The 26,482-nt window shown below is 46.5% G+C and carries 22 protein-coding genes; 8 read left to right on the forward strand and 14 right to left on the reverse strand.

Annotated features, from left to right (window positions below; all coding sequences use genetic code 11):
• Positions 1–91 precede the first annotated feature (91 nt).
• On the reverse strand, positions 92–769 hold the full coding sequence (locus ACJJI8_RS06825; protein WP_413663990.1) for a CHRD domain-containing protein: 678 nt from the start codon (positions 767–769) through the stop codon (positions 92–94).
• Between the two features lie 481 nt (positions 770–1,250).
• Positions 1,251–3,101: a histidine kinase gene (locus ACJJI8_RS06830; RefSeq protein WP_444934612.1), complete on the reverse strand. Its 1,851-nt coding sequence runs from the start codon at positions 3,099–3,101 to the stop codon at positions 1,251–1,253.
• Positions 3,102–3,421: 320 nt separating this feature from the next.
• Here ACJJI8_RS06830 and ACJJI8_RS06835 point away from each other — a divergent pair, with 320 nt between their 5' ends.
• The 7 genes from ACJJI8_RS06835 to ACJJI8_RS06865 all read left to right on the forward strand — a co-directional run bounded on the left by ACJJI8_RS06835 (position 3,422) and on the right by ACJJI8_RS06865 (position 13,307).
• Entirely contained in the window at positions 3,422–7,192 is a 3,771-nt protein-coding gene (locus ACJJI8_RS06835) for a nitrate reductase subunit alpha (RefSeq protein ID WP_444934613.1), read from the forward strand.
• Between the two features lie 2 nt (positions 7,193–7,194).
• A complete protein-coding gene (narH, locus tag ACJJI8_RS06840) occupies positions 7,195–8,742 on the forward strand; it encodes a nitrate reductase subunit beta (RefSeq protein WP_444918740.1) in 1,548 nt (515 codons plus the stop codon).
• 19 nt (positions 8,743–8,761) lie between these two features.
• Positions 8,762–9,484 (forward strand): nitrate reductase molybdenum cofactor assembly chaperone, encoded by a 723-nt coding sequence (narJ, locus tag ACJJI8_RS06845; RefSeq protein ID WP_444934614.1) that lies wholly within the window; start codon positions 8,762–8,764, stop codon positions 9,482–9,484.
• Positions 9,485–9,488: 4 nt separating this feature from the next.
• A complete protein-coding gene (narI, locus tag ACJJI8_RS06850; RefSeq protein WP_282930422.1) occupies positions 9,489–10,178 on the forward strand; it encodes a respiratory nitrate reductase subunit gamma in 690 nt (229 codons plus the stop codon).
• A gap of 54 nt (positions 10,179–10,232) precedes the next feature.
• Positions 10,233–11,057: a peptidylprolyl isomerase gene (locus ACJJI8_RS06855; RefSeq protein ID WP_444934615.1), complete on the forward strand. Its 825-nt coding sequence runs from the start codon at positions 10,233–10,235 to the stop codon at positions 11,055–11,057.
• Between the two features lies 1 nt (position 11,058).
• Positions 11,059–11,706 (forward strand): carbonate dehydratase, encoded by a 648-nt coding sequence (gene can, locus ACJJI8_RS06860; protein ID WP_282930420.1) that lies wholly within the window; start codon positions 11,059–11,061, stop codon positions 11,704–11,706.
• Between the two features lie 1,136 nt (positions 11,707–12,842).
• On the forward strand, positions 12,843–13,307 hold the full coding sequence (locus tag ACJJI8_RS06865) for a PraA/PraB family alkane oxidation protein activator (protein WP_444906692.1): 465 nt from the start codon (positions 12,843–12,845) through the stop codon (positions 13,305–13,307).
• Positions 13,308–13,829: 522 nt separating this feature from the next.
• Here ACJJI8_RS06865 and ACJJI8_RS06870 read toward each other — a convergent pair.
• Positions 13,830–16,877, reverse strand: coding sequence for a TonB-dependent receptor (locus tag ACJJI8_RS06870; RefSeq protein WP_444934616.1), 3,048 nt, complete (start codon positions 16,875–16,877; stop codon positions 13,830–13,832).
• A 911-nt stretch (positions 16,878–17,788) separates the two neighbouring features.
• On the opposite strand from ACJJI8_RS06870, the gene ACJJI8_RS06875 reads away from it, so the two are divergent.
• On the forward strand, positions 17,789–18,262 hold the full coding sequence (locus tag ACJJI8_RS06875) for a hypothetical protein (protein ID WP_413663997.1): 474 nt from the start codon (positions 17,789–17,791) through the stop codon (positions 18,260–18,262).
• Positions 18,263–18,407: 145 nt separating this feature from the next.
• Here the strand turns inward: ACJJI8_RS06875 and ACJJI8_RS06880 are convergent, their stop codons facing one another.
• From ACJJI8_RS06880 to ACJJI8_RS06930, 11 genes are all read right to left on the reverse strand, one after another.
• A complete protein-coding gene (locus ACJJI8_RS06880; RefSeq protein ID WP_444915039.1) occupies positions 18,408–18,551 on the reverse strand; it encodes a helix-turn-helix domain-containing protein in 144 nt (47 codons plus the stop codon).
• A gap of 114 nt (positions 18,552–18,665) precedes the next feature.
• Positions 18,666–19,136: a hypothetical protein gene (locus ACJJI8_RS06885; protein ID WP_444934617.1), complete on the reverse strand. Its 471-nt coding sequence runs from the start codon at positions 19,134–19,136 to the stop codon at positions 18,666–18,668.
• Positions 19,137–19,702: 566 nt separating this feature from the next.
• The gene (locus ACJJI8_RS06890; RefSeq protein WP_444934618.1) at positions 19,703–20,032 is read right to left on the reverse strand and encodes a TonB family protein; all 330 of its coding nucleotides are present in this window, start codon (positions 20,030–20,032) and stop codon (positions 19,703–19,705) included.
• Positions 20,033–20,127: 95 nt separating this feature from the next.
• On the reverse strand, positions 20,128–20,490 hold the full coding sequence (locus ACJJI8_RS06895; protein ID WP_444934619.1) for a hypothetical protein: 363 nt from the start codon (positions 20,488–20,490) through the stop codon (positions 20,128–20,130).
• Positions 20,491–21,097: 607 nt separating this feature from the next.
• A complete protein-coding gene (locus ACJJI8_RS06900) occupies positions 21,098–21,394 on the reverse strand; it encodes a hypothetical protein (RefSeq protein ID WP_444915035.1) in 297 nt (98 codons plus the stop codon).
• A gap of 345 nt (positions 21,395–21,739) precedes the next feature.
• The gene (locus ACJJI8_RS06905; protein ID WP_444934620.1) at positions 21,740–22,258 is read right to left on the reverse strand and encodes an HD domain-containing protein; all 519 of its coding nucleotides are present in this window, start codon (positions 22,256–22,258) and stop codon (positions 21,740–21,742) included.
• A gap of 248 nt (positions 22,259–22,506) precedes the next feature.
• Positions 22,507–22,923 (reverse strand): hypothetical protein, encoded by a 417-nt coding sequence (locus ACJJI8_RS06910; protein ID WP_444906690.1) that lies wholly within the window; start codon positions 22,921–22,923, stop codon positions 22,507–22,509.
• 8 nt (positions 22,924–22,931) lie between these two features.
• On the reverse strand, positions 22,932–23,624 hold the full coding sequence (locus tag ACJJI8_RS06915; protein ID WP_444915032.1) for a hypothetical protein: 693 nt from the start codon (positions 23,622–23,624) through the stop codon (positions 22,932–22,934).
• A 526-nt stretch (positions 23,625–24,150) separates the two neighbouring features.
• Positions 24,151–24,690: an SF0329 family protein gene (locus tag ACJJI8_RS06920; protein WP_444934621.1), complete on the reverse strand. Its 540-nt coding sequence runs from the start codon at positions 24,688–24,690 to the stop codon at positions 24,151–24,153.
• A gap of 443 nt (positions 24,691–25,133) precedes the next feature.
• The gene (locus ACJJI8_RS06925) at positions 25,134–25,658 is read right to left on the reverse strand and encodes a hypothetical protein (protein WP_444934622.1); all 525 of its coding nucleotides are present in this window, start codon (positions 25,656–25,658) and stop codon (positions 25,134–25,136) included.
• Between the two features lie 246 nt (positions 25,659–25,904).
• The gene (locus tag ACJJI8_RS06930) at positions 25,905–26,459 is read right to left on the reverse strand and encodes a hypothetical protein (protein ID WP_444934623.1); all 555 of its coding nucleotides are present in this window, start codon (positions 26,457–26,459) and stop codon (positions 25,905–25,907) included.
• Positions 26,460–26,482: the final 23 nt, after the last annotated feature.

Genomic DNA, 26,482 nt, shown 5'->3' on the forward strand with positions numbered 1-26,482 from the left:
ATAAAAAAGCTGGGCTTGTACATAACGAAGCCCAGCTTTTCTTGTCTCAGCAGTAAACTCTGGCTTATAGATGCGTCAGTAAATTTGCAATCTACTTATCCATTGTTAGCAGGCCGGAAACCTCACCTTTGGGGTCCAGCTGGGTATGCAAGTTAACAAAGACCTTCCCATCCATTAGCGCCTTGCGATAGGGCTCCTCCACCATCCACTTACCCATGATATATCCACTGGTGCCTTCAGCACATTTTTTTGCCAGGCCGTGCTTGCCCTTGTCAGTTTTAGTCTCTGGCCAGTCGGGAACCATGCCCGGGTGATTGGGCATTCCGCAGATAGTTTGAATAATTGGGCCACTGGGTTTACCCGGCTTGCAAATAGGGGGCTCTTTGCCATCGCCTGCACATTGCATATGGAAGTGCGACATTGCCACCCCGCCCTTTGATAGATCGCTGTAACCCACCATAAAGTGCAGCATATGTGACTGTTTGTCGTAGGCGCCAATAAAGAAGCCATCGGCATCTTTGGGGGTTTGCGGATTCACCTTCTTGCCGAGCATATTCTCATTAGCGGTGGTTAAGTCAGATTTAAAGATGGTGAACATCTTGTCATTGCCCGCTTTGGACCAGGCTTTCTCACCACCAGCCCCATGCTTGGCAGCTGATGGATCTTTCTCTTTTTTGTTATGGCTATCGGAAATCGTGAATGCAGAATAAGCCAGCAGAAATACTGCCAACATTAAGAAAGTGGCTCTGGGCAATGAACTCAGTTTCATAAACCTCTCCTCTCTATTAAATCGATATAGTCATTGCTTGATGGAATGGTTGGGTGCCAGGCCATCGAGGGGGCTGATATTCACCAATGTCATCGGTGTGAATCACGGGATAGGCTAGCGATAAGTACTTGTAGCATATGGGCTCGCTATTGGCCCTTGGGGGTCAATTTAAGAGTCAGTATTTTTGACGATAGCTACTTGGGTGTCGGAGAAGCTTCAGGATGGGAGAGCGCTTGGATAGGTAATAAGGTCGTTGAAGATAGTTACTACTGGGGTGGAAGGAAAGAATACACCGCACTCGAGACACGCAGTGAATACATCCCTGCAAGCTCCTAATCGGCATCCATGCCTCATAGGGTCCCGAGCGCGGTGTATTCTCTCCTTCTCCCTTTTTAGTAATAAAGATACTGGCGGATTTCGAATGATAGGGGCGGCACTAATGTGTTCGTTCCGAGTGACCTTTCATAAAGGTAGAGAGTTATCACCCCACGTCTTTCCACACCAATTCCCGCTCGCGGGCGTAGAGGGGAATAAAGTTGAAGCGCACTTCGGTGCCCCCTTCGTCGCGGCGGCGGATATTCAGATTGCCATTCAGGTTGCTGGCGCGCTCTTGCATGATCGACATACCGAAGTGATTGCGTTTCTCCGGCGCGTTGCTGATACCGATGCCGTTGTCGAGGATGCGTACATTGAGGGAGTGGTTGTCGGCTTGGGTCAGGCTGATCTGCACCATATCGCCCTGGGAGTGGTACACAGCATTTTGCGAGGCCTCGCGCACCAGTTGTAACAGGTGAATTTCCTCGTGGGGAGTTAGTGGTACTTCGTCCAGATGGTAGTCCAGCAGGACGTTAATCTGCGGGTGCTGCTCCCGGTAAGCGAGGATAGATTGCTCCAGGATACTGCGCAGGCCGCCGGGACCTATTTGCAGTCGGAAGGTGGTGAGCAGTTCGCGCAGCTGGCGGTAAGAGGAATCCAGGCCCTCTTTCAGCTCGGTAATAATCTCCTCTACCTTGGACTTGTCCACCTGCTCACTGCGATTGGCGCGGTTGAGTCGGGTAACCTGAATTTTCAGATAGGACAGGGATTGGGCCAGGGAATCGTGTAGCTCCCGGGCGATGATCGCGCGCTCGTCCAGTAGGGCAACACGGCGCTCCTGAGCCTCTCGCTCATTAATGGCGATGGCCGCAGTGACACTGTCGGCAAAGGTAGCCAAGCGTTGCTGCTGTTCTTCATCAAGGCTCTCACCTCGGGGTAGGGTGCAGGTGAGTACACCGTAATTGCGTTTGTCCACTTCCAGTGGGAATCGGTACACGCGCTGTTGGTCTTCATCAGAGGGGCCGCAGGTGTTTACGCAGATATGGCATTCACTGCCTGTGCACTGGGCATTACCGAGTCCTTGAACCAAATGTTCATAGGGCGCTTCCCCCTCCGGTGTCATCAGACATAGGTCGAGGTTATTCAAGCTGGCGACATTGGCGAACTCTCCCAGCCACTGGCCCAATTCCGCTCCCGAGAGTGGGCCTTCGCTGATCCGCCGAGCCAAGCGGTACTGGAAGTCCAATGCCTCATGGCTCTTCTGTAACTGTGAGGTTTTCAACTCCACGCGATGGGCAAGATCCCGGTGAGTCGCATGAATTTCATCGCTCATATAATTGATGGTGCGTGCTAAAACCCCCAGCTCGTCCTCGCTGTTAATCTCCAGGCGGTTTTGGTTGAAGTCTCCCTGGGCGATGCTCAGGGAGCGATTGGTCAGCTGCTTTAGAGGCTGCTCCACAGAGCGGTGCAATATGCACAGGGAGAGATACACCAGGGTTACAATGGCAAATAGTGACCCCACCTGCACCAAACGCAGCAGGCTTATTTTTTCCTCGGCGATGGTCTGATAATCAAACACCAGTGTGTCCACATCACTGATAAAGGGCTCCAGACGGTTGGCTAACTGCAAGGAGTCCATAGAAGTGCGCCCGGCGGCAATGGACTCCAGCAGTGGGCGGATTTCGCCCTCCCAGCTTTCGATTACCTTGCGGTAATTGCGGGCTGCGGGCAGGTTATCGCTGGCGGTGAAGTCGGAAATGCTGAGTACCCGGGTCAGGCGTGCGGTCACCTCGTCTGCCAACTCAGCTGTGGTTTCGACATCCCCGGAGGGTGCGGTGGCCGCAAGTCGGTAGCTCATAGCCCGCAATGAGCCGGCGAGGTTAACGGCGGCGGCATCGTTTTCGGCGGCATCGGAGATAATATAGGACGCCACCATAGAGCTCAGTGCTACCAGCACAGTGAGCAGCATCAGGGTGCCGATGCGGTAGACGATGGACTGTCGAATTCGGTTCAGCATATCGGATTCACTTCGCCCTGGGGCGGTTGTGGATGGCTGATCTCTATTGTGCCGTCCATTGGCGCACAAAGTTGTGGGTACCACTAAAGATCGCCAGTTTTGCACATAATTTAACCTGGCGCCTGTTTTTTGCACAGAGGCCCTGTTATTGCTGGGGTAGGGCTCCACCATAGCGGCCCCCTGGCGTCGTTTCCCTACCCATTCGGGGGTAGTTCGTCGCTTTTCTACCCCTTTTTGGTCAGGTGATCCTGCCGTCCCTCCCTTTTATATTCCCGGTAAACCGATGCTTTAACCGCATGCCGATGCCCTGGGAGTACCGCATGAGCCATTTCCTGGACCGACTGAAATATCTGAAGAAACAAAAAGAGCCCTTTTCCGGAGGACACGGGGAAAAGACGAATGACGACCGCAGCTGGGAAGATGGCTACCGTCGTCGCTGGCAGTTCGACAAGATTGTGCGCTCCACCCACGGGGTGAACTGTACCGGCTCTTGCAGCTGGAAGATCTACGTCAAAGACGGCCTGGTCACATGGGAAACCCAGCAGACCGACTACCCGCGCACCCGCCCGGACCTGCCCAACCACGAGCCTCGTGGTTGCCCCCGTGGTGCCAGCTACTCCTGGTATATGTACTCGGCCAATCGCCTCAAGTACCCGAAGATCCGCAAACGTCTGGTAAAACTCTGGCGCGAAGCCAAGTTGAGACACAGCGATCCGGTGGAGGCCTGGGCCAGTATTGTCGAAGACCCGGCCAAGGCGCAGTCCTACAAAGAGCGCCGCGGTATGGGCGGCTTTGTGAGGATCAAGTGGGATGAAGTTAACGAGCTGATTGCCGCTTCCAACGTCTACACCACCAAGAAATACGGTCCCGACCGGGTGACCGGCTTCTCGCCGATTCCCGCTATGTCCATGGTGTCTTACGCCGCTGGTGCCCGTTATCTGTCTCTGATCGGCGGCAACTGCCTGAGTTTCTACGACTGGTACTGTGACCTGCCGCCCGCCTCACCGCAGGTCTGGGGTGAGCAAACCGACGTACCCGAGTCCGCCGACTGGTACAACTCCAACTACCTGATCGTATGGGGCTCCAATGTGCCTCAAACCCGTACCCCGGATGCGCATTTCCTCAGTGAAGTACGTTACAAGGGTGCCAAAACCTGTGTGGTCACCCCTGACTACTCAGAGTGCTCCAAGTTTGGCGACACCTGGCTGGCACCGCGCCAGGGTACCGATGCGGCTCTGGCGATGGCCTTTGGCCATGTGATCCTGAAAGAATTCCACGTCGACAAGCCCAGCGCCTACTTCACCGAGTATGTGCGCACCACTACCGATATGCCGATGTTGGTGACCCTGGAAGAGCGCGACGGCAAGCTGGTACAGGGCCGATTCCTGCGCGCCTCTGACTTGGCGGATAACCTCGGCCAGGATAACAACCCAGAATGGAAAACCATCGGTGTTAATCACGATGGCCAGCTGGTTTCCCCTCAGGGCTCCATGGGTTATCGCTGGGGAGAGCCCTCAGCGAAAGAAGGCCGTGGCAAGTGGAATATTGAGCAGCGCGATGGTCGCAGTGGCGAAGAGTTGGAGCTGAAGCTCAGCCTCAAAGACTGCGCCGATGAAATCGCACAGGTCGCCTTCCCCTATTTCGGCGGCCAGACCCACGAGCACAATTACTTCCAGCACACCGAACACGATGAAGTAATCGACTACAAGGTGCCGGTGAAGCTTGTTCAAAACAAAGATGGCGAGATTCTAAAAGTAGCCAGCGTTTACGACCTGACCCTGGCGAACTACGGTGTCGAGCACGGTCTCGACGACCCCAACTGTGCTCAGAGCTACGACGAAGACAAGCCCTACACACCCGCCTGGCAGGAAAAGGTGACCGGTTGTCGTCGTGAGAATGTCATCCAGGTTGCCCGTGAGTTTGCCAACACCGCCGACAAGACCCGTGGACGCTCCATGGTAATTCTGGGTGCCGGACTCAACCACTGGTACCACATGGATATGAACTACCGCGGGATCATCAATATGCTGATGATGTGCGGTTGTATCGGCCAGAGCGGCGGTGGTTGGGCCCACTATGTGGGGCAGGAAAAACTGCGCCCGCAAACCGGCTGGACCCCGCTTACCTTTGCCCTCGACTGGCAGCGACCACCGCGTCATATGAACGGCACCTCCTTCTTCTATAACCACGCCAGCCAATGGCGCTATGAGAAGCTGGAGATGGACGAGGTGGTTTCGCCGCTGGCCGACAAGAGCAAGTGGCAGGCGTCCATTATCGACTACAACAGCCGCGCCGAGCGTATGGGCTGGCTGCCCTCTGCGCCGCAGCTGGGTATGAACCCGCTGCAGCTCACCAAAGATGCCGCTGCCGCCGGTATGACTGCCAAAGACTATACGGTGCAGCAGCTCAAGCGCGGTGCGCTCAAATTCGCCAACCAGGACCCGGATAACCCGCAGAACTTCCCGCGCAATATGTTTATCTGGCGCTCCAACCTGCTCGGCTCCTCTGGTAAGGGCCACGAGTACATGCTGCGCCACCTGCTCGGTACCAAGCACGGTTTGCTGGGCAAAGACCTGGGTGAAGAAGGCGGCAAAAAACCAGAAGACGTGGCCTGGCACGATACGCCCAGTGAAGGCAAGTTGGACCTGTTGGTGACACTGGACTTCCGTATGTCCACCACCTGTCTCTACTCCGACATAGTGCTGCCGACGGCCACCTGGTATGAGAAGGACGACCTCAACACCTCGGACATGCACCCCTTTATTCACCCGCTCACCAAGGCGGTGGACCCGGCCTGGGAAGCGCGAAGTGACTGGGAAATTTTCAAAGGCATAGCGAAGGAATTCTCCAACCTGACCGATGGCCACCTGGGGGTGGAAAAGGATCTGGTGACTCTGCCGATCCACCATGATACCCCCGGAGAAATCGCCCAGCCGTTCGGTGTACAGGCTTGGTGGAAAGGCGAGTGCGACCTGATCCCCGGCGTAACTGCGCCGAGCATGATCGAGGTGGAACGCAACTACCCCGAGACCTACAACCGCTTTACCTCAATCGGCCCGCTGCTGGAGAAACTCGGCAACGGCGGTAAGGGCATCAACTGGAATACCGATGACGAGGTGGACTTCCTCAAGAAGCTCAACCGAACCTGGTCTGAGGATTCAAGCCGCGACGGCCGCGCTCGTATCGACAGCGCCGTGGATGCTGCCGAAATGATCCTGTCACTGGCTCCTGAAACCAATGGCCAGGTAGCTGTGAAGGCCTGGGAAGCCCTCGGTGAGATTACCGGTCGCGATCACACCCATTTGGCCAAACCCAAGGAAGACGAAAAAATTCGCTTCGCTGATATCGTGGCGCAGCCTCGCAAGATTATCTCCTCGCCCACCTGGTCTGGCCTGGAAGATGAGCATGTGAGCTACAACGCCGGCTACACCAATGTGCACGAGTTGATCCCCTGGCGCACCATCACCGGCCGCCAGCAGTTCTACCAGGATCACGAGTGGATGCGTGACTTCGGCGAGAACATGTGTGTGTACAAGCCGCCCATCAACCTGAAAACCGTGCAACCGGTGTTGAACCAGAAGCCCAACGGTAACAAGGAGATCCTGCTGAACTGGATCACCCCGCACCAAAAGTGGGGCATCCACAGCACCTACTCCGACAACCTGCTGATGCTCACCCTGTCTCGCGGTGGACCCATCGTGTGGATGAGTGAGTACGACGCCAAGTTGGCGGGCATTGAAGACAACGACTGGATCGAAATCTTCAACGTCAACGGCGCCATTGCTGCCCGCGCAGTGGTATCTCAACGGGTGCCTGACGGTATGGCCATGATGTATCACGCCCAGGAGCGCATCGTGAACACACCGGGATCGGAAACTACCGGCACCCGGGGCGGTATCCACAACTCCGTAACCCGCGCGGTGATGAAACCCACCCATATGATCGGTGGCTACGCCCAGCAGTCCTACGGCTTCAACTACTACGGCACTGTGGGCTGTAACCGGGATGAATTTGTGGTGGTCAGGAAAATGAACAAGGTCGATTGGCTCGATGGTGAAGACGTCAAAGAGCCGACGCGAGAGGAGGTGTAGCAATGAAAGTTAGAGCCCAGATAGGCATGGTGCTGAACCTCGATAAATGTATCGGCTGTCACACCTGCTCGGTGACCTGTAAAAATGTGTGGACCTCCCGCGAGGGAGTTGAATACGCCTGGTTCAATAACGTCGAAACCAAACCCGGTGTTGGCTACCCCAAAGAGTGGGAGAACCAGGACAAATGGAACGGCGGCTGGACCCGCAAGAAGAACGGTAAATTGCAGCCGAAGATCGGTGGCAAGCACCGCGTACTAGCCAACCTGTTCGGCAACCCGGATATGCCGGAGATCGACGACTACTACGAGCCGTTCGACTTCGACTACCAGAACCTGCATAAGGCACCGGAGCAGAAACACCAACCGGTAGCCCGCCCGCGCTCGCTGATCACTGGCGAGCGTATGGAAAAAATCGAATGGGGCCCCAACTGGGAAGAGATTCTCGGCACCGAATTCGAGAAACGTAAAAAGGATAAAAACTTCGAGCAGGTGCAGGCCGATATTTACGGTGAATTTGAAAACACCTTCATGATGTACCTGCCGCGCCTGTGCGAACACTGCCTCAACCCGGCCTGTGTTTCTGCGTGCCCCAGCGGTGCCATCTACAAGCGCGAAGAAGACGGCATCGTTCTGATCGATCAGGACAAATGTCGCGGCTGGCGCATGTGCGTATCCGCCTGCCCCTACAAGAAGATCTACTACAACTGGAAAACCGGTAAATCTGAGAAGTGTATCTTCTGTTACCCACGTATCGAGGCGGGTCAGCCAACCATCTGCTCCGAGACCTGTGTGGGCCGTATCCGCTACCTGGGCGTACTGCTCTATGACGCAGACCGCATCGAGGAAGCCGCTTCTGTAGAAGACGAAAAAGCGCTCTACCAGGCCCAGTGCGATATCTTCCTCGACCCCAGCGATCCCAAGGTCCAGGAAGCTGCCCGCGCCGAAGGTATCCCCGAAGCCTGGCTCGAAGCTGCGCAGAAATCTCCGGTGTACAAGATGGCCATCGACTGGCAGATCGCCCTGCCGCTGCACCCGGAATACCGCACCTTGCCCATGGTTTGGTACGTGCCACCCCTGTCTCCGATCCAGAACGCAGTACAGGCCGGCCAAGTGGAAACCGTCACCGTGGGTCGCGGCGCCGAGATCCCCGATCTCTCCACCCTGCGTATCCCGCTGCAATACCTGGCCAACCTGCTCACCGCCGGCGACGAGAAGCCAGTGGCCCGAGCCCTGGAACGCATGATTGTGATGCGCGCCTATATGCGCGGCATCCATGTGGACGGTATTCAGGAGCGCGAATTGCTGGAAGAGGCTGGCCTGACCGTAGCCCAGGTAGAAGAGATGTATCGATACATGGCACTGGCCAATTACGAGGATCGCTTCGTGGTGCCCTCAAGCCATAAGGCCTACGCCGAAAACGCCTACGACATGAAGTCCTCTTGTGGTTTCAGCTTCGGCAACGGCTGTAGCACCGGCAACGACAGCACCAATATTTTCGGTGGCAAGCAACAAGCGGTGCGCGAAGTAATACCCGCCAAAGTAGTCGACTAAGGTCGAGCGGAGAATACCGATGAAAGTACTAAACCTGATCGCCCGCCTGCTGGATTACCCGTCCGATGAGCTGGTGGCGCACCTGGATGAGCTGACCAGCTGGTTGGCTGAATCCGAGGATCTGGATGCTCCGTTGCGCGACAAGCTGCTGGCATTTATCTCCCATTACGAGCGTATGGATGCGCTTGATTGGCAGAGCGAATACGACGGTTTGTTCGAGCGCGGCCGCGCTGTATCCCTGCATATCTTCGAGCATATCCACGGCGAATCCCGTGACCGTGGCCAAGCCATGGTAGACCTGACCGCGCGCTATCGCAGCGCCGGCCTTGAGCTGAATGAGCGCGAACTGCCGGATTACCTGCCCACCTACTTAGAGTTCTGTACCACCCAGGGGGAAGCAGCCTACGGCTGGGTTCACGATATTACCCATGTGATAGCCCTGTTGAGCGCGCGCTTGTCCAAACGTGAGAGTCCCTACCACCTGTTGATGGATGCGCTCTTACAGATGGCAGGGGTATATGTCGATCTGACAGCACTCAAGGAAGAAGTCGCCAACGAAGAACGTGACGATACCCCCGAGGCGCTGGACAAGATCTGGGAGGAAGAGGCCGTTAGCTTTAGCGGCGCCAACAGTTGCGACCAGTCAATAACGCGGCCCAGCAATGCGCAGCTGCGCGACGGCCAGCCCCTTAACTGGGCCAACGCCGCGCAGAATTCTGCCCAGCCCGCACCACAGGAGTAACAAGATGAACTATCTGAATACGCTGCTCTTCGCCATCTACCCCTTTGTCGCCCTCACGGTATTTCTGGTGGGTAGCCTGATCCGCTACGACCGGGATCAGTACACCTGGCGTACCGGCTCCAGTCAGTTGTTGGAGCGCAAGCAATTACGCATCGGCAGTTACCTGTTCCATATCGGGGTGATCGCCATTCTCGCGGGCCACTTTGTCGGCCTACTCACACCCAAGGCAGTGTGGCACTTCCTTGGAATTGAAGCTTCCACCAAGCAGATGATGGCAATGGGGATCGGTGGTTTCTTCGGGGTGATCTGCTTTATCGGTCTCACCATTCTGGTGAAGCGCCGCCTCACCAACAAGCGCGTACGCGCAACCACTTCCAAAATGGACTTGGCCATACTGCTGATGCTCTACGCGCAATTGATCCTCGGCCTGATCAGTATTGTGGTATCTGCCGGCCATATGGACGGTGCTGAAATGCTCAAATTGATGGCTTGGGCTCAGTCCATTGTCACGCTGGATGGTGCCGGTGCAGCTGCTGCAATCAGCGGAGTGAACATCATTTACAAGCTGCATATTTTCCTCGGCATGACACTGTTCCTGCTGTTCCCCTTCAGCCGCTTGGTACACGTATGGAGTGTTCCGGTGCAGTACTTCCGCCGCAATTACCAGGTAGTCCGCGCCAAAGCTGCGCGCTAATCCCTGCAACTATTAAATGGCCCGCCATGAGCGGGCCCAGTGTGGAGTTGAGTCATGAATACATTACTGGCCACTGATGCTGCCGGCGGCGAATTTGAGATGGCCGAGGTAGTGGCCGTTAACGGAACTGAAATCCCCGCTGACCTGATCTACCAAGAGATGCAGTACCAGCCTGCAGATTCTCCGCGTCAGGCGATCTACTGCGCCGCACGCGCTCTGGTTATCGGCTGGCTGCTACGAGATCGAGCTGCAGGGCAGGGTCTCTGCGCTGCCGACGAAGACTTGCACAGTGAGGTTTTCGATCGCGCAGTCTCAGATCTATTAAAAGGCGAGCTACAGGTGAACCCGGCAACCGACGCCGAGTGCCGCGCTTACTTCGAAGCCCACCCATATAAGTTCCGCTCCGATCCCCTCGCAGAAGTACGCCATATCCTGATCCCGGCTGCACCGGATGACTCCGAGGCCTGCGCCAAGGCACGCATCGCAGCCGAGAATATGCTGGAACAGATTCGCGCCGACTCCAATCCACTGCAATCTTTCGCTCGTTTAGCCCAATCCCACTCAGCCTGCTCCTCCTCCGAAGCCGGTGGCAGCCTCGGCCAAGTAGGGCGCGGTGATACCGTTGCCTCCTTCGAACGCGCAGTGTTCGAGCAGGGCACCGGTTTGGTAGCGGAACCCGTGGAGACCCCCTACGGTGTGCACCTGATTTATGTGGAGCAATGCGAGCCGGGCCGCCCACTGGAATACGAATATGTCTGGGAGCGCATCGAGGAATACCTGACCGAAAAACGCCGCCGCCAGATGACCAGCGACTACCTGCAAAAAATGGTGAAAGCCGCGCAAATCTCTGGCCTGGATTTATCGGGGGAGGCCCACTGAGGTGGCAGAGATTCGCCAATTGTTCGCGCGCAATCGCGCCTGGGCGGAGGATAGGACGGCACAGGACCCGGAGTTTTTCCAACGCCTGAGCCGCCTGCAAGTACCCAAGTATTTATGGATCGGCTGCTCCGATTCCCGCGTGCCCGCCAACGAGATTGTGGGCATGGCACCGGGGGAGTTATTCGTACACCGTAATATCGCCAACGTGGTAGTACACACAGACTTTAATTGCCTCTCGGTACTGCAATACGCCGTGGAAGTACTCAAGGTGGAACACGTGGTGGTGTGTGGCCACTATGGTTGCGGTGGCGTACAGGCCGCCATGGGCCACAGCGAATGTGGCCTGGTGGATAATTGGCTACGCCACATCAAGGATGTCTACGCCCGCCACCGGCAAGAGCTGGAATCTCTCGATAAAGAATCCCGCTCAGCGCGCCTTTGTGAATTAAATGTGATGGCACAGGTACAAAACCTGGCCATGACCAAAATAGTCCAGCATGCCTGGGACCGAGGCCAACGCCTCAGCCTGCACGGCTGGATCTACGATATTCGCGACGGCCTGATTAGAGATCTGGGAATGCGGATGGATGATCGCGGCCAGGTGCCGGAGATTTACCATGTTTATGGTGAGGTGCAGGAGGAGGGGTGAGTTTATAACTGCTTTATCCCCTTCGAGACCATAAGTATAAATAGCGCAGTTGCGTTTAAATATTTTTAGAAATGCAGCGTTTGATTCCACTTCGCTTCTGCTAAAGCCGACGGCTATCAGCATCAGCTGGGGCGGAGCGATACCGCCGTATCTTTCCAAACTGCAAAGAGGTTAACCATAAATACCGTTATCCTCAATCACATGTTCGACCCATGCTTATCTCTATTTCTTCTAACTCCCAATATTGCACTGAGTGCAAGGCACAGCGACTAAATACCGAATATGATAAATAAATAGCGGTTTATTACTGACAGGGCCCTCAAATACCTGAATTACCCAAGCTGCGAAATAAAGCCAATGCACTCAAGATCGCGGGATACTGGCGTAATAAGAGCTAGAGATAGATTTTGGTGAGGAGATAATCAGTTGGCAAAAACGGAAGGCCAAACCCTAGAACGAGCTGAACAACTTTTAGAAGTACAAAACCAAATTGATCATTTGAACATCAATTTGGATATGTAATTTATACGCTAAAATCTCTCTTTCTTCTACTCTGCGCTTGCCGCTCCCCTTAGCACTCTGCTTTTCCTAAAAACGCTACTTTCTATGCCACTTTATCGCCTGAGGTCTATCTGATTTTCGAACATCGATAGGAGTTAAATAGATTTATCTTAAAATCTTCGAATACTGAAAGCTCAATATTTAAAAAGTATTCAAATTTAGTAACAAAAAATTAAGGATAAGCAGACAAAGATAAAAAATTTTACGCCCCCAGATAGTGGCTTACTTATTATAAATAAATATATTCACGAATAAATGAAAATCATTAAGTAATTTATAAATTCATAAAATTAATAAATACTCCCGATATTTATCCTCACGAAAAAAATATAACTAAAACTGGCATCAAATACCATGTTTATCAAAATTTGTATCCCTCCGAACTGACGAAGAAAAGCGTCTTATAGGAGTGGAGATAAGAGGACTTGGAAGTTGAATATTACTGCAGTTTAAGTGGGCCCAATTTTTTGCTTCTCCAGCGATGATTAATGTAGATGCATTACCCGTAAGGGATGAATACTCAGCGTATTCATGCTTCTACCTATTCTAATTACTAAAAATAGGAAATAATGAACATGAAAAAGATCCTTACCGCGCTCGCCCTGGCAATTGTTAGCACTGGTGCAGCCGCTGACACCTGGTCTCCCCAAGGTACCATTGGCCTGGCCAATGTTGGTGATATAAAAGTATCTAAGGGTATAAACCTTACTTGTGGTCTATCCGGTAGTTCTACTACAAATTCATCAGGTAACGCCTCTGTGGGCAGCTTGTCACTGAATACTGGTTTCCTTTGTGGAGCAGTTAGCTTTACCAATCTGCCCTATACATTGGTAGGTAATGCAGGGAATACCGTTACCCTAAAAGATGTAACTGTTGCAGCTATTACCGGCAATTGTTTTGGTGATATTACCGGTAGTTTTAACCAATCTACCGGAGAAATTACTTTTAATGCCGCGGTACTCCCAAGCGTTGGTATTGGTAGCGACTGCAAAATAACCGGTACTATCTCTACAAATCCCCAGGCATCTTTCGTGCCATAAGTAACCTTTAAAAGGCCAATATCTAAAGTAGAGTAGTCAGAAAGTACTGGTTGCTCTACTTTTTCCCCGTCTGTATATTCATAAAAAAACCAAGATATCTGTTTCTAAATATCAATCATTATCTGCAAAAAAATTCTTATCCTCTTTTTTAATATGCCTGCCATTAGTTGACCCGCTCGCTTTATTAACTCGGCATGTTAATAATGTACCAAATGTACAGCTATATAGTTTTTACCCAACTATTTGTTTATAGATTGTATAAACTTGCATTTTTGGCTCAAAGTTACTTTAGGCCTTAATAAGAAGACAATGCAGAGAGACTAGGCTATTCCCAAAATAAAGTACAATTGGGAGGTGTGTGGCTAGTCCTAGCAAACAATCATCAACCGCCCGCTACACGATTGATCGATGATTTATATGAGTGAAAAGAAGGTTAGAAATAGAGGTGTTTTCAGGCATAGCCAGTCTGAAAAACCAGTAAGACACTATAGAACTATTAGTGCCCTACTGGAAATATAAAAATTAGAAACGCTTATTTAGACTAAAGCCTATAATACGCGGATCCAGGGTGAATACATTGGTAGTAAGGCCGGAGTCATCACTATTGGTAAAGGCGCTTGTGATAGGCGTATCATCAAAGATATTTTTCACATATAACTGCATTTGCAATTCTGATTCCGGATGGGTTAGGGTCGCTGATGCATTGAAGTTACCCCAGGCTTTTAAGCGGTCATACTCGGTATTATAAACCCGCGCATAACTCTCAGACTGTCGATAGTAATCGGCACGTAAAGCTAATTCCCAATCTGAAAGGGGAATGACATGCTCCACTGCTAAGTTAAACGTTAACTTAGGAGCATTTGGTAGTTCATTGCCACTTAGATCAGCAGAAAAACCGCGCCCGCCATTGGGGGCATCAGTAAGTGGATTATATTCGCCCAGATCGTAACCGAAAAGAGCCAGCATTTGATCCCATCGGAAATTTGGATTTTCAATAGAATCAGAGTAAACGCCCCATTGCTGTGAGCCCGCACATAATGCCCAAAGGGGGACTACACCAAAAAATCCTTCCAAGGCAGTCATAGCAGCTTCTACATATTCTACCGGAGCAATACAGTTGGAGGGTACCTGTAAGCTAGGCCGCAGAACTGTCCAGTCTTCATTTCCCTGGGTGCGGTCCATAACATCTATAGATTCCTCCCCTTCTGCTATGCGGGTTCTCAAGTAACCCACATTCATATTCATCCTGGTGCTCTCAGTCATTTGCCATGCCAGCTCTAACTCCAGTCCCATACTTTCTGCATCAAAGTTTTCATTTAATGCGATACGATCAACAATCTGGGAAACCTGGTAATCGGTATAGTCGTAATAGAAAGCTGTTGCATTTAAGTTTAAACGGCCATCAAGCAAAACATTCTTGGTACCGAACTCAAGGGAATTTACAAATTCAGGTTCAAAAGTATTAGGTAAATCTTGGTATTGAACCCGCGCTGGATCAATCACCGCACGTGGTGGGTTAGAACCGCCTCCTTTATAACCGTGGGCAAAAGAAACGTAGAACATAGTATCATCGGTAAAGGGAGTATCTGCTCGCCAGTCTAGCACTGCCCGCCCGGTATACTCTTGCCAATCCTGAGAAAACTCCTCACCCTCAGGATATCCCATATTGGAATAACCACCTGAGCTGCGACCTGAATAAGTTTCACCATCTTCATAATAATTACCAAGTAATAACTGGCTAGGTACAGGATTTGTGGTCTTTTCATCATTGGTATAACGTAGACCAGTGGTAAGTTTTACATCGTCAGTAATTTGCCAATATGCCTCACCAAATACAGCCCAGGAACTAGTTTCTACCAAATTACGGCTAAGAAAATAATTATGACCCATTTCATCAACATTGTTTAACGAATTAGGGTCTACATATATACAGTCATCCCCAGATAAATCTGTGGCGGGGTCAATGCAATTTATCGGAATGATATTGCCATCTTCATCGTATCCCCGACTGTAAACATATTCAGAAATCATGGTGAACATGTTATTAAAAACAAAGTAATCATCCTGGGTTTCAAAATTCAGGTAGTTTGCACCAACGGAGAAATTCCAGGGGCCATCAAAAGCTGTTTGCAAACGGAACTCCTGACTCCACTGTTCATTATCAGAGCGGCTTATATCTACTGCCAAAATACCATCAGAGGCACCGAGTTGTGGGTCGGTATAAATTCCTCCAGGTGTAGGGCCTAATGCCCAACTATCACCAAGTTCTGCTGAGTCAGTAAAGACCGCGCCGGTTGTAAAACGATTATAGTCCTGAGATGAGTAGTAATCGTCCTTAGCATAGGTAGACTGAGAATAAAATGTCAGAGTATCAGATAAAGCCCATTCAAAATTCAGTTGTACTAAATCATTTTCTGCACGAAATATCGGGTCAAAACTAGTGGATATTTCACGTAAATCACGTGATTGATCAACCCCACTGTAGGGATTTGGGAGGTTTGTGAGACTACCATCTTGAAAAAGATTTGGGTGGATAAGCATTGTCGGTGCAACTATATAAGCAAGGCCAGCCCCATTGGGTGCACTAAAAGCATCACTACTATATAGCGAGCTAGGCAAACAGCCCTGACTTGTCATTGCTTGAGTAAACTGTGTTGTTTCCGTATCACCGACCATTGCATCACCGGGGTCAGTAGTACAAAGCTGCTTACCGGTGCGGGATCGCTTGTCATCTTCATCAAAGTGTTGCCAAATCAAATTAGCATTAAACTTATCACTGGGAGTCCATTCAAAAATGGCACGCGTGGAGTAGAGATCCCGGTCGTTAACATCATTCTTGGTATAAGTATTGTAATCAAAGCCATCCCGCTTGGTCATGGCTCCAGAAAAGCGGAAAGCCATGGTTTCACCCAATGGTATATTCAACATACCCTTGGTGCGCTTACTATTATAATTGCCCACTTCAACCTCAATCTCTGAGGCGAATTCATCTTCCGGCATGATTGGTAGCATATTAACCACACCAGCAGTGGCGTTACGACCATATAATGTGCCCTGAGGGCCACGCAGAACTTCTACCCGCTGTACATCAAAAAATTCCTGCTCAAACAGACGATTCCTGATTAAAGAAGCATTATTAAAACTTACTGCAACGGCAGGATCACTACTGGCAGAAATTGACTGAGTTCCCACTCCTCGAATAGAGAAATTGTATGAGCTAAAGTTTGTTTTGGAGAAGTTAACATTGGGAACGGCTCGCAGCAGTTCATTGCCCCCTTCAATCTTTAAAGCATCCATGTTATCCCCAGATAGCGCAGAGACTGCAATAGGCACATCCTGAATGCTTTCCTCAATTTTCTGTGCGGTAACCGTAACTTCTTCAATAGCCGAACCAGAATAGTTACTGGGCTTGTCCCCTTGCCCCTCCTGGGCAAATGCTGCCACAGATGCAGTATTTATTACCAAACAGGCAATCGCCACACTGTACCAGGGGGTTGAATAGTCGCTAGGGTTTGCGGCGGGGATTGCTTGAGCAATCAAATTTTTTTGTTTACGAAGGCGCATCATCATACTGAGTTTCTCTCTCTTATGCTCACTATTATTTTTTTTCAAGGCCAAAACTGCCTTCCTTGGGGCCCAACTAGATTGAAGACGTAAAAAAATGATATTAGGGGGGATAAAAAAGAGGTTAAAAGTTTAAAAATTTTACTTTTTTTAAGTAACGCACAAGAATTGGGCGCAACAGAAGTCTGAGCGTTGAAAAGCGTGCCTGAATGGTTGGTAGGCATCTATATCTTAATTAAATAGAAGTTCTTCCTATAAATAATTTCCCTCAGGATCTCATATTTATATTGTTGATCTAATGTAAGTTCCCTCAGAAGATTGACGAGGGACAGAATAATTGCACCTGTATAACCTATGAAGGAAAGATTTTCTAATAGATATCATCTGGTTAATATCTAGTTTGATTTAGCTTATTACTCGTTAAAGCAGAATATAAATTAAATGTGATGGTTGTTTAGAAAACCTGATCCTGACTAGATAGGTATGCCAGCAAAGAACCATGGCCTTGCCTAAAGTATGTAGAAAATATCAAAACAATCATAACACTCTAATATTTAAAAGTTTTTGAATTTAAATTCTGGCGTTTGTTTTTCCTCTGACAGATATTTTTCCAGGTAAGCTTATTCTATTAAAAGCATGTCATTCTATTTGGTGAATTTCGATACGTATTCTATAGAACAGGATGTACAACTCATCAAACAAATTTTTGTAAAAATTCTATATATTAAATTTATAGCATTTTTCAGGCATGTGATTTTTATGCTCTGATTTGGTGCATGTCTTCCGTTCTTGATCCATCAGTAGGGTGCTAATCCAGTCTTTTTAGGGGGAACCTATATAGATATGTCTTGGCTCCTAGAAGAGCAACTTGAATTCAAAATACTTTTATAAAATAGTCAACCAATAGAGGCGTAACAATGAAATTTATCACCACTCTAATTGCTGCAATAATTTATGTATTACAGGCTGTTATCCAAGATTATAAAACCAGAGAGCGGGAGTATTCCGTTCCACTTTCGACTATGCCAGATAATGTACAGGCACTTGCAGATGAAATGTTTGAAGAAGCAACTAAAGATAAACAGCTTTCTGTAGAGCAAGCTCAACAGATTGAAGCTGGTATTTGGAAGATGTTAGGTGAGGGCGCTGTGTTGCAGAGAAATCATGAGCTGAAAAAAACAAGAGAAAAAATATCTTACTTAGGGCAGCTCCTGTCTTGGTTTATGAAGGCAAAAGGGCTGACCTATGAACAGATTGAAGAAAAATATCGAAGTGAATTTACTGAGTCTGAAAAGGAGATGCATAGAGCCATTGTAGAATCTGCCTCTCGCTCCAATCAGGATCTGCTCGGCAAACTTTGGAAGTCTATTCGTAAAAAATTTTGGGGGTAGGCAAAGTTATAATCAGAAATTTGCCATGTAAATTTACTTAACTGACAATCTTATCAAGTCCCTAAAATATTAGGGGCTTTACCGGTCAAGCACTTTTAATCTGACTAAACTATGGCTCTTATAAAGAGCGACAATACCAGAGAAATTAGATTCTTATTCTATTTGGTAATTGCGAGCCAAAATGTTGACCTCTTTCGGTGCGCTGAACGGTACGCACACTGAGCCATGTAATCTGTGCTAATCGCTCCTGAGTCATGCCATGTTGCAACCTTAACTTTCGTATCAGCAATACATTGTACTTTTATCTCAAGTGCTCTGTAGAACCGTATGACATAAAAAATTCAGTGTACTTGAGGGCCATTAATGAAGTGTTGATGAATTTATCTATAACAATTAGATCTCTCTATCTATGGATAGAGGATACCGGCCTTTTATAAAAAAGACCGTAACCTAAACCGCTAGTGGTTCCAAAAAGGAGGCCTACTGTAAGTACATGCTTTAGGTAAATTAACCAACCCCAAAGCGTTGGATAGCCATTAATTGCTTTGATCACATCTATGCCCATTAAAGTATCTTCAACCTTACCAATGTAACTTCCATCAGGATACGGCCAAGCATTAACTCCAGGGTATAGTGAGCCAACAATTAGGCCTAGACAAATACATTTGAATAGATTTAACCCAAAGTATCTTTCTATGATTAATGCAAGTGGTACATAAATAATCATGTGTGCTAGTGATATAGAGATTGAAAAAATAAAAATAAATGCTGGGCCGGCTGAATTTATTTTAGAAAATCCTAACGTTCCGGCTATTAACAAAAGTACTATCGAAGGAATAAGAATTGCAGCAATTATTGATGGTATATGTCGCACAGGAATTAAATTTTAAATAAATTATAAACTACTATTGTGTGCTGAAGTTATGTCGTTTATTGGTGCACTATATCCATATAGCATTTTCGTGCCAATGGGTCGAATGATACCTATATGCGTTAGTGTGACTGTCTTCGCAAAGACCACAGAGAAGCAATTATTACTAATCCACAAAAACCCAAATATATTATTTTACCGCTTAAATCTTCAACATTAACACATTTCCAGTTTTCACACTGACGGACTATGAAAACATTTCTCTGATCAATCCAGAAAATTATACTTGCCGTTAGTGCGGAAAATAAAACTGGATAGGATCTTACTTTGGGGATAACTTCTACCAAGAAGGCCGCAAGCCAAAAAGCGAAGAGTGTGGCTAAGTATAGCTTTAAGTAGCTCTCACCAGAGAAAATCAAGCTGGCGATTGTACTGAAAAAAGTACATAGCCCGATAAAGAAGCGGAGTCCACTCAATCTAGATAGCCCGCCATCATCTTTGGCGAATTTGTAGCCGTATCTTTTCATAATTTATATAACTTACTTGTAAGTGACTTAATCATAAAATGGTCAGCCACTAAATACGAAGCTAATCTTAGTTTTATACTTACACCAGCTACCCGACCAGTCGAACTTCCAACTTCTTACAGCTATTAAAACAGATCTATCAAAAAAATTATCTGGCACTGATTCTACAATGTCGATCTCTTCTAACCCCCCATCCGGATTCAGGTGAGCGGTTAGAACTACCCAGCCATCTACAGGTTGTCGGCTCTCTCGGATTGGATAACTCGGGTCATATCCTTCAATTCGTTGAAGTTGTGGGGGGCAATTGGTAATCTCTTCAGAATAGCTAAATGTAGCGAAAAAAAGCAATATAAATAATGTGGCTATTCTCATAACGTATTGATTCCTTCTTGCCTTATCGGAATGAAACCGTCCTGCTTCAGTATGGCGAAAAGAGTGTACACAATCGGATACAGGAACTCGCTATGCTACCGAACTTCGAAAATATATGGTTTTTTAGGCTCGCCTTCAATTGGGACCCAAATTTCTTGCACGCCCTTAAAATCCAATACTAAATCTGCTTCTTCTAGAATCTTTTGAGCATATAGGGAATCGTCCCAGTAAACTCCACCGCATGCATAGTAATTGGGTGCTTCTTTTTCCGGTATATTTACGCTGAATTCGCCACTATTTGGCCTGCTAATTTCTAATTCATACTCTTTAAATACATTTGCAGAAATGAAATTTTTACCTTCAATATTCATGATCTTCGGTAACAAAATTTCTCTCGGCTCTTGAGAAGCACAGCCGCAAATGGTAAGAAAGATAAGAATCAGGAGTAGATATTTCAATTTTCTTCTTCTTTAGTTTAAGGCTGATGTTACTAATTGATTAATATCGCCACGTTCAGCTGCGGACAGTTTTGGACGCTTTATGCACGATAATGGGAGCGCAGCGACTGGGTAAAAATGCACAAAATTGGCCTTTGATATACAGCGCATTGTTATGCATTAGAGCCTGCTATATAGATAACTGCTGGGGTATATGTTGCCACTGTAAGAACCCAAAAAATCAAAAAATTGGTTTTACTAACCCTATTGGGAGTTTCTACGCGATAGCATGTATACGTGATATACCAGTAGGCCATAGGACAAATCATCATCAAGCCAATCAATGTAAACCCTACTGTATTAGAAACATTATCAGCTGACACAATAAAGTTAAAAGGAATGACTAAGAATATCAGCACCGACCACAAGAACGTATGAACAGATAGGCGGTACCAAATACTTAAAATGTATTCAAAACCACAATCTGGGCAGCGCGACTTAGAAAAACTAAAGGGGAATACTTCATCTACATTTTTCGACTTGCACTCAGGGCATTTTATTGCCATTCATTTCTTCCTACTTGATACATAACTAGCTGTTCAATAGTGCCAGTTTTTTGGAATTTCTATTAATCGCGTTCATTGAAGTCCCACCATGTCACTTTAGTGCCGGCGACAACAACAAACTTTATGTGTTGATTGTCTGATCTATAAAGAAAACTTGCTTGGCAACTGTTATCAGGATTATCCATTGGAATCAGATATTTTATTGGCCAACCTTTAGATTCAATATGTTTTACAACAAGGGACTTTTGAAACTCGTAATCTGTGCTGCAAGCTATGGGGGGTGAAAAGAGAAACGCCCCTCCAGCTGACAAAACTGTAAAGCAACTAACAAACGTTGATATTTTAAGCAGCTTTTTCATTGATACATATGACCTTTTACTTGCCTGCCCCTAGTAAGGAGCAACTCTCTTATAGCTTAGCGAAAAGGGCAAAGCAAGCAGGAATGTAAACTGTCAGATATCAGATCAGCATGCTACCTACGAACTAGCGTATTAAGCTGGATAGCAAACTAGAAAAGATATTGTGCTCCAAGAGCGGCTGAGTAGGATGAATCAGCGGGGTCATTTAGAAGTCCTTTTATCATAAATCGTGTAGAAGTATTTTTGCTGAGATTGTATTATCGATTTATAAACTGTAAGTAAATTAACAATATTTTTACCTTGATGATCTTATTCATCTCCCTGTGATATTCAAAATCATCTCTCCTACTTACTGTGATATAAATTTTGTATTTCTTCTATTTCTGACCAAATTTTGTCACAGAGGTTTGGCCGATAGGCTGATCGACGAAAGACTTCATATTCTCCTCGATACATATTAAGAAAAGCTTTATCACCTGATCGAAGACAAGCTCTCATGTTGGCTAGGCGGTCAGCGGCCTTTACTAGTAAAGCAAGCTCTTCTGATCCCGATACCTTGGCCATTTTTTGATATGTTGCAGATTTTCTTATTTTCCTGGTTTCTCCCGGCTCATCACTGAGTATGCACACACACCTGGATACCAGCTCGCCAAATATATCTTCAATCTCTTTAGCTGTTACATCGGTATCCTCAATTACATCGTGAAGATATGCTACCACTTCGGCCTCTTCACCATACTCGCTAGCGATTTTAGCTACTTCATCAAGGTGAACCGAGTATGGGAAGCTACCATACCGCTGGTCCCCATGTGCCTGAATAGCAAAACTACGCGCTTTATTTCTCATATTCACCTTATCGCTCAATGAAATATATCTCCTAAAACTGGTTACGTTAAAATCAAATTTACAGAAGATTCTGATGATTCTGTCTTATCTCTTGGATAATGTACCCAACCATTAGAAACTTGTGATGGTCTAGAAATAGAGCTGATCTTAAATCGGAGGAATATAGTCTGGCTATGACGAATAGAGTAGCTATCCAAATTCCATAGAAAGTAGTAATGCAAACGACAAATCTATGGGGCTCTGGGTTGCTACTCTAAATTATATAGCTATTTATTTTCATTGCTTAGGTCGATAACTTCTATTCTTACCCCTTTATCAACCATCTCGGATAAATGGAATTTGCCATTAGGTTGTTTCACTATGGATTTTTCAATATCACCAGATACAAATTCCCATAGCTCAGGGTTCAGTGCATTTGGCTTTGGTTTGTAAACTTCCGCAGTGAAACCACGTTTTGGCTCATTTTCACGTAAAATAACGATATCACCCTTGTAATCTGGAGCTGTTATTATCGTTAATGTAGTTGTTTCAATCTTATCGCCGAATCCTTTTTTGTTCCACTCTCGTAAAACAACATTAACTTGAGCTTTGTCCAGTTTAACATCATCCGTTTCCGTGCTAGCACAGGTGAAGGATGACAATGTCATTAAAAATAGTAGTAGGATTTTTATAGGTTTTAGCATAAATATAATTACTTACAGTTGGTGGAAGTAATAGTTAAAAGGTTGTGCGTGTCTGGTGGTACAACAATAATTCCTGAGAGCCAGGGAAACATTTTTAATTGTGTCTTAGTATATAATCCATCGCCAGCTTCTTTTTCCCAGTGTGATTCGTACACAAACTCTTTTGAATAAAGCCATACATGCCTACCGCCACTTGACATTCCCAGTCCAAATGGAATATTTGAAAATGTGTTGTAATCTGCGTCTTGTTTCTTGGTTAAATCCAAATAGGTGGTCACTTTATTTTTGCTCGGCTTATAGTTTATAACAGTATTGCTGATCGGCACACGACTGACACTATAGGTACAGTTTTTCTTTACCTGATTGTAGTAGCTCGCAATATGTTCACCAAGACCATCACTAGGGTGCTTAACGTCAGGATTGTAATATACGCCTTTCCAGTTATGAGTATTAATCAAGTATTTTGCTAACTCGGTACCTTTTTCTCCAAGTCCACCCACTCGCTTGCTGGAATTAAGCTTTCCAAGCTTCTCAAAACTATATTTAAGAACCCAAATTGCCATTGTTATACAATCGCTAGAAATATGATTTTTATATTTTGTGGGGTTACCTATTTTAAGCTGGCTACCAACATGATTGCTGTGATCATTCATAATAGAATTAATCTTGTCTACAGCATGCTGTGAAAATGTCTTTGTCATACCTAACTTCCCAGTTATTATTATTGTGAAATTTCCTTATCGAGAACGATTTGATTAGATGACAATAGCCAATTAGGTTCAAGGAAGTGAAAATAGAGATCCTGTACTGCTGAGTTTGTTATAGTGTATTTTTGGCTGATAATATCGCTCTAAAAACGGAGCTATTTCACATCTTCTATTTTTGATATTTATCAATCACAGACATAAATCATTAAGAATCAGAAAGTTAGTACGGTGTATAGTAGGTATGCACTTGGAAGCCTTTGGACCTTGATGCTACTAGCGCAAGAAATAACATAGCATTACACCGAGTATAAGAAATAAAAAAATGGGGTGTGATAGATAATCTTCGCCCAAAGTTTTATGTTAAATCAGAGCGCGTTATCTATATTTGGAGCTTCATTTCTAAAAAGTGGACTATCGTACCGGGTATGCCTGGTGTTAAGTGTTGGAGTAAACGGCCCTGCTATCTAAACCTTGTAATATTATCTTGATGGCTTGCTGGATACTTAGATAATTAAATAACCTATGGATGTTGTGTTGAAGAGGTTTGTTCTGTGATTGCCGGGGCTTTAATACCTTCAGACTCTAATCTTATGCTCAATAATTTCTTTGCTAATGGATGCAAAGTTGCTGCATCAATCTCTTTGAGTCTACGCTTGCCTAAACGCTTATCCAGTGTGGCTAGGGACTGAATCAATGGGTTCTCGGAGTTTAGAGCTTCATCAACTTTGAGGGTATGAACGAATTCCCAGCAAGCTTGATAGGCATCTTGTCGAGATAACTCTCCATACTCCACCTCACCATAGGATAGTTTCTGCTTTTCACTTACATGCTCAGGCACTTCGGAATCAGTAACCCAGCGATTATCTTTTCTATAGCAATTACCACTCGCTCTATTCCAAAAGGCCCTTGTACAGAAGTTTGCTATGACTTCTTTATCAAAAGTTAACCAGGCATGTCCACATGAACAGTTTCCATAACTGGTACTGTTGATAGAGATACGGCCATCCAGGGATGGAGAAAATTTTTCTTCAACTAGAGATTTAAGCTTGCTCCACTTCATTGAGGGGTATTCCTAATTACACATAATTCTATTAGTTCACTGTATTTATTTTTGCTGTAAACAATATTCAAAGTTAAAAATACTTATTATACAAAGTAGGGTATAGCCTTGGTAAATCGTCTTCACCCCGCGCCTCGCCAGTCGGATCACCAGCACCTTCACCTTCAGAAGTAAGGTGGCCATATGGGAACTCGTCTCCCGTGCCCCTCTCTTAAGCATCATTGGCCATGTGCATGAAGCCCTCGGCTTCGGAGCCTTATATTTTTGGATACCACTAACACTTAAATTAGTAACTATCCTTAGTCCTTCAGCTTATGAGGATCAAAGATTACATCAGATTTTCCGTATACCCCATTTTAGTTTTAAAATTACTTCCCGCATGATGAGGCGGATCAGACATTAAAAAGCTCTATGACAGTAGGGGGTAGAGGTTGATTTATTTTCTAATAAAACCTATGAAGTATTAAGTCAAAACCTTTTATTGAAAATTTTGCTCTTTCCATGTCCTCTGTATATTTGCCGAGGTTATTTCCATCAAGATCCCAGACATTTTCTTTAGCTAACCACGTATTTAATTCGTGGTCATGGCATCTGAACTGGCTTTGTGGGACTACCTTACCGTTTTTCATGGTCGGCCCAAAATTTCTACATTCTGTGCCCCACCTCCACCACTTTATATCTGGCATATTTACCATGCCTTCTCTGAGGGGAACACTAAATACTGTGATTTCGGATTCATAGTTTTTATAAATTATGTATCTATAGCCCCACTTCCCTCCCCCCTCATAATTTACATCCTGAGTAAGTAATTCACCCGGCTCTAGATCAGCTATATCAATACTAGAAGATTGCTCACCAGCATTTGCTGGAGGCTTAAGAGCACTGCCAAACATACCAAGTATGAATCCGACTCCAATTAAAGAGACGGCAAGAAGGCTGAACCAAAGTAATTTCTTACGCTTTTTCATTTGAAGCTCACAGAGTATTCAAACTAAGCATATCATATCACTTACTGGCAAATATCAAGAGTTTAAAAGCTGCCTGAATAGTGCGATATTGACTGTCATACTAGATAACAAGTACCAAATATAAGAGGTATTCATGTAGCTAAGCATTTACTGATCTATGGTTGTCCAGTAATGTTTCCATACTTGGAAGATATTTGTATAATCGAGCAATCTATGAGTGTACTAGATTGCTCTCAAATCTGTGTGCTAACTTACTTCTTGAAATTTCAGGCCTGTAAAAGAGTTCGCCTCATATGCAGTTTTAAATTCTTCAGTTACAAAACTAAAAGTCAGTTTATTTGTATAAGATTTAAATATACAGTGCCCCTCTAATTCTGAGTCAATGAACTTAACAGAATCTTGCCCCATGTGAACTCCTGAGTTCACCACTTCAACAGCATTAGTTGAGTCATCATACTCTTCTGGAATCACATATAGTGTATTAAACATGTAATATGTTTCATCACCAATTAGAAGTGGTAAGAACTCACCAGATGAATTTAGAATATCTTTTAGGGCTGAAAATGCTCTAGGGCTTAGAACTATATTTCCTAAAGCCCATATAGTAATGTCTGGTATAGATTCTTCTTTACCTGTGTAATTATCACTAGCGTAGAAGTGCGCTTTGGGAGCTACCCATTTATCTAGCCTCGGTTTTGCACGAAATCGCTGACTATAGGATGGCATTTTCTCTGCAAGATCTGAGACATCTAGTGTAAGTGAATAATAGTTTTCAAAATCATTATCAATTAAATAACTCATAACTAATGACTCCATTTTGAAAG

It is taken from the genome of Microbulbifer maximicatervae (SeqCode), from assembly GCF_052467695.1.

What these genes read in the sequence shown, in the direction of transcription:
- ACJJI8_RS06930 (WP_444934623.1), bottom strand. Translation starts at nt 26,459, where the DNA reads ATGAGTTATTTAATTGATAATGATTTTGAAAACTATTATTCACTTACA.
- ACJJI8_RS06890 (WP_444934618.1), bottom strand. Translation starts at nt 20,032, where the DNA reads ATGAGAATAGCCACATTATTTATATTGCTTTTTTTCGCTACATTTAGC.
- ACJJI8_RS06875 (WP_413663997.1), top strand. Translation starts at nt 17,789, where the DNA reads ATGAAATTTATCACCACTCTAATTGCTGCAATAATTTATGTATTACAG.
- ACJJI8_RS06830 (WP_444934612.1), bottom strand. Translation starts at nt 3,101, where the DNA reads ATGCTGAACCGAATTCGACAGTCCATCGTCTACCGCATCGGCACCCTG.
- ACJJI8_RS06920 (WP_444934621.1), bottom strand. Translation starts at nt 24,690, where the DNA reads ATGAAGTGGAGCAAGCTTAAATCTCTAGTTGAAGAAAAATTTTCTCCA.
- ACJJI8_RS06915 (WP_444915032.1), bottom strand. Translation starts at nt 23,624, where the DNA reads ATGACAAAGACATTTTCACAGCATGCTGTAGACAAGATTAATTCTATT.
- ACJJI8_RS06825 (WP_413663990.1), bottom strand. Translation starts at nt 769, where the DNA reads ATGAAACTGAGTTCATTGCCCAGAGCCACTTTCTTAATGTTGGCAGTA.
- narJ (WP_444934614.1), top strand. Translation starts at nt 8,762, where the DNA reads ATGAAAGTACTAAACCTGATCGCCCGCCTGCTGGATTACCCGTCCGAT.
- ACJJI8_RS06835 (WP_444934613.1), top strand. Translation starts at nt 3,422, where the DNA reads ATGAGCCATTTCCTGGACCGACTGAAATATCTGAAGAAACAAAAAGAG.
- ACJJI8_RS06865 (WP_444906692.1), top strand. Translation starts at nt 12,843, where the DNA reads ATGAAAAAGATCCTTACCGCGCTCGCCCTGGCAATTGTTAGCACTGGT.
- ACJJI8_RS06900 (WP_444915035.1), bottom strand. Translation starts at nt 21,394, where the DNA reads ATGAAAAAGCTGCTTAAAATATCAACGTTTGTTAGTTGCTTTACAGTT.
- ACJJI8_RS06910 (WP_444906690.1), bottom strand. Translation starts at nt 22,923, where the DNA reads ATGCTAAAACCTATAAAAATCCTACTACTATTTTTAATGACATTGTCA.
- narI (WP_282930422.1), top strand. Translation starts at nt 9,489, where the DNA reads ATGAACTATCTGAATACGCTGCTCTTCGCCATCTACCCCTTTGTCGCC.
- narH (WP_444918740.1), top strand. Translation starts at nt 7,195, where the DNA reads ATGAAAGTTAGAGCCCAGATAGGCATGGTGCTGAACCTCGATAAATGT.
- ACJJI8_RS06870 (WP_444934616.1), bottom strand. Translation starts at nt 16,877, where the DNA reads ATGATGATGCGCCTTCGTAAACAAAAAAATTTGATTGCTCAAGCAATC.
- ACJJI8_RS06925 (WP_444934622.1), bottom strand. Translation starts at nt 25,658, where the DNA reads ATGAAAAAGCGTAAGAAATTACTTTGGTTCAGCCTTCTTGCCGTCTCT.
- ACJJI8_RS06855 (WP_444934615.1), top strand. Translation starts at nt 10,233, where the DNA reads ATGAATACATTACTGGCCACTGATGCTGCCGGCGGCGAATTTGAGATG.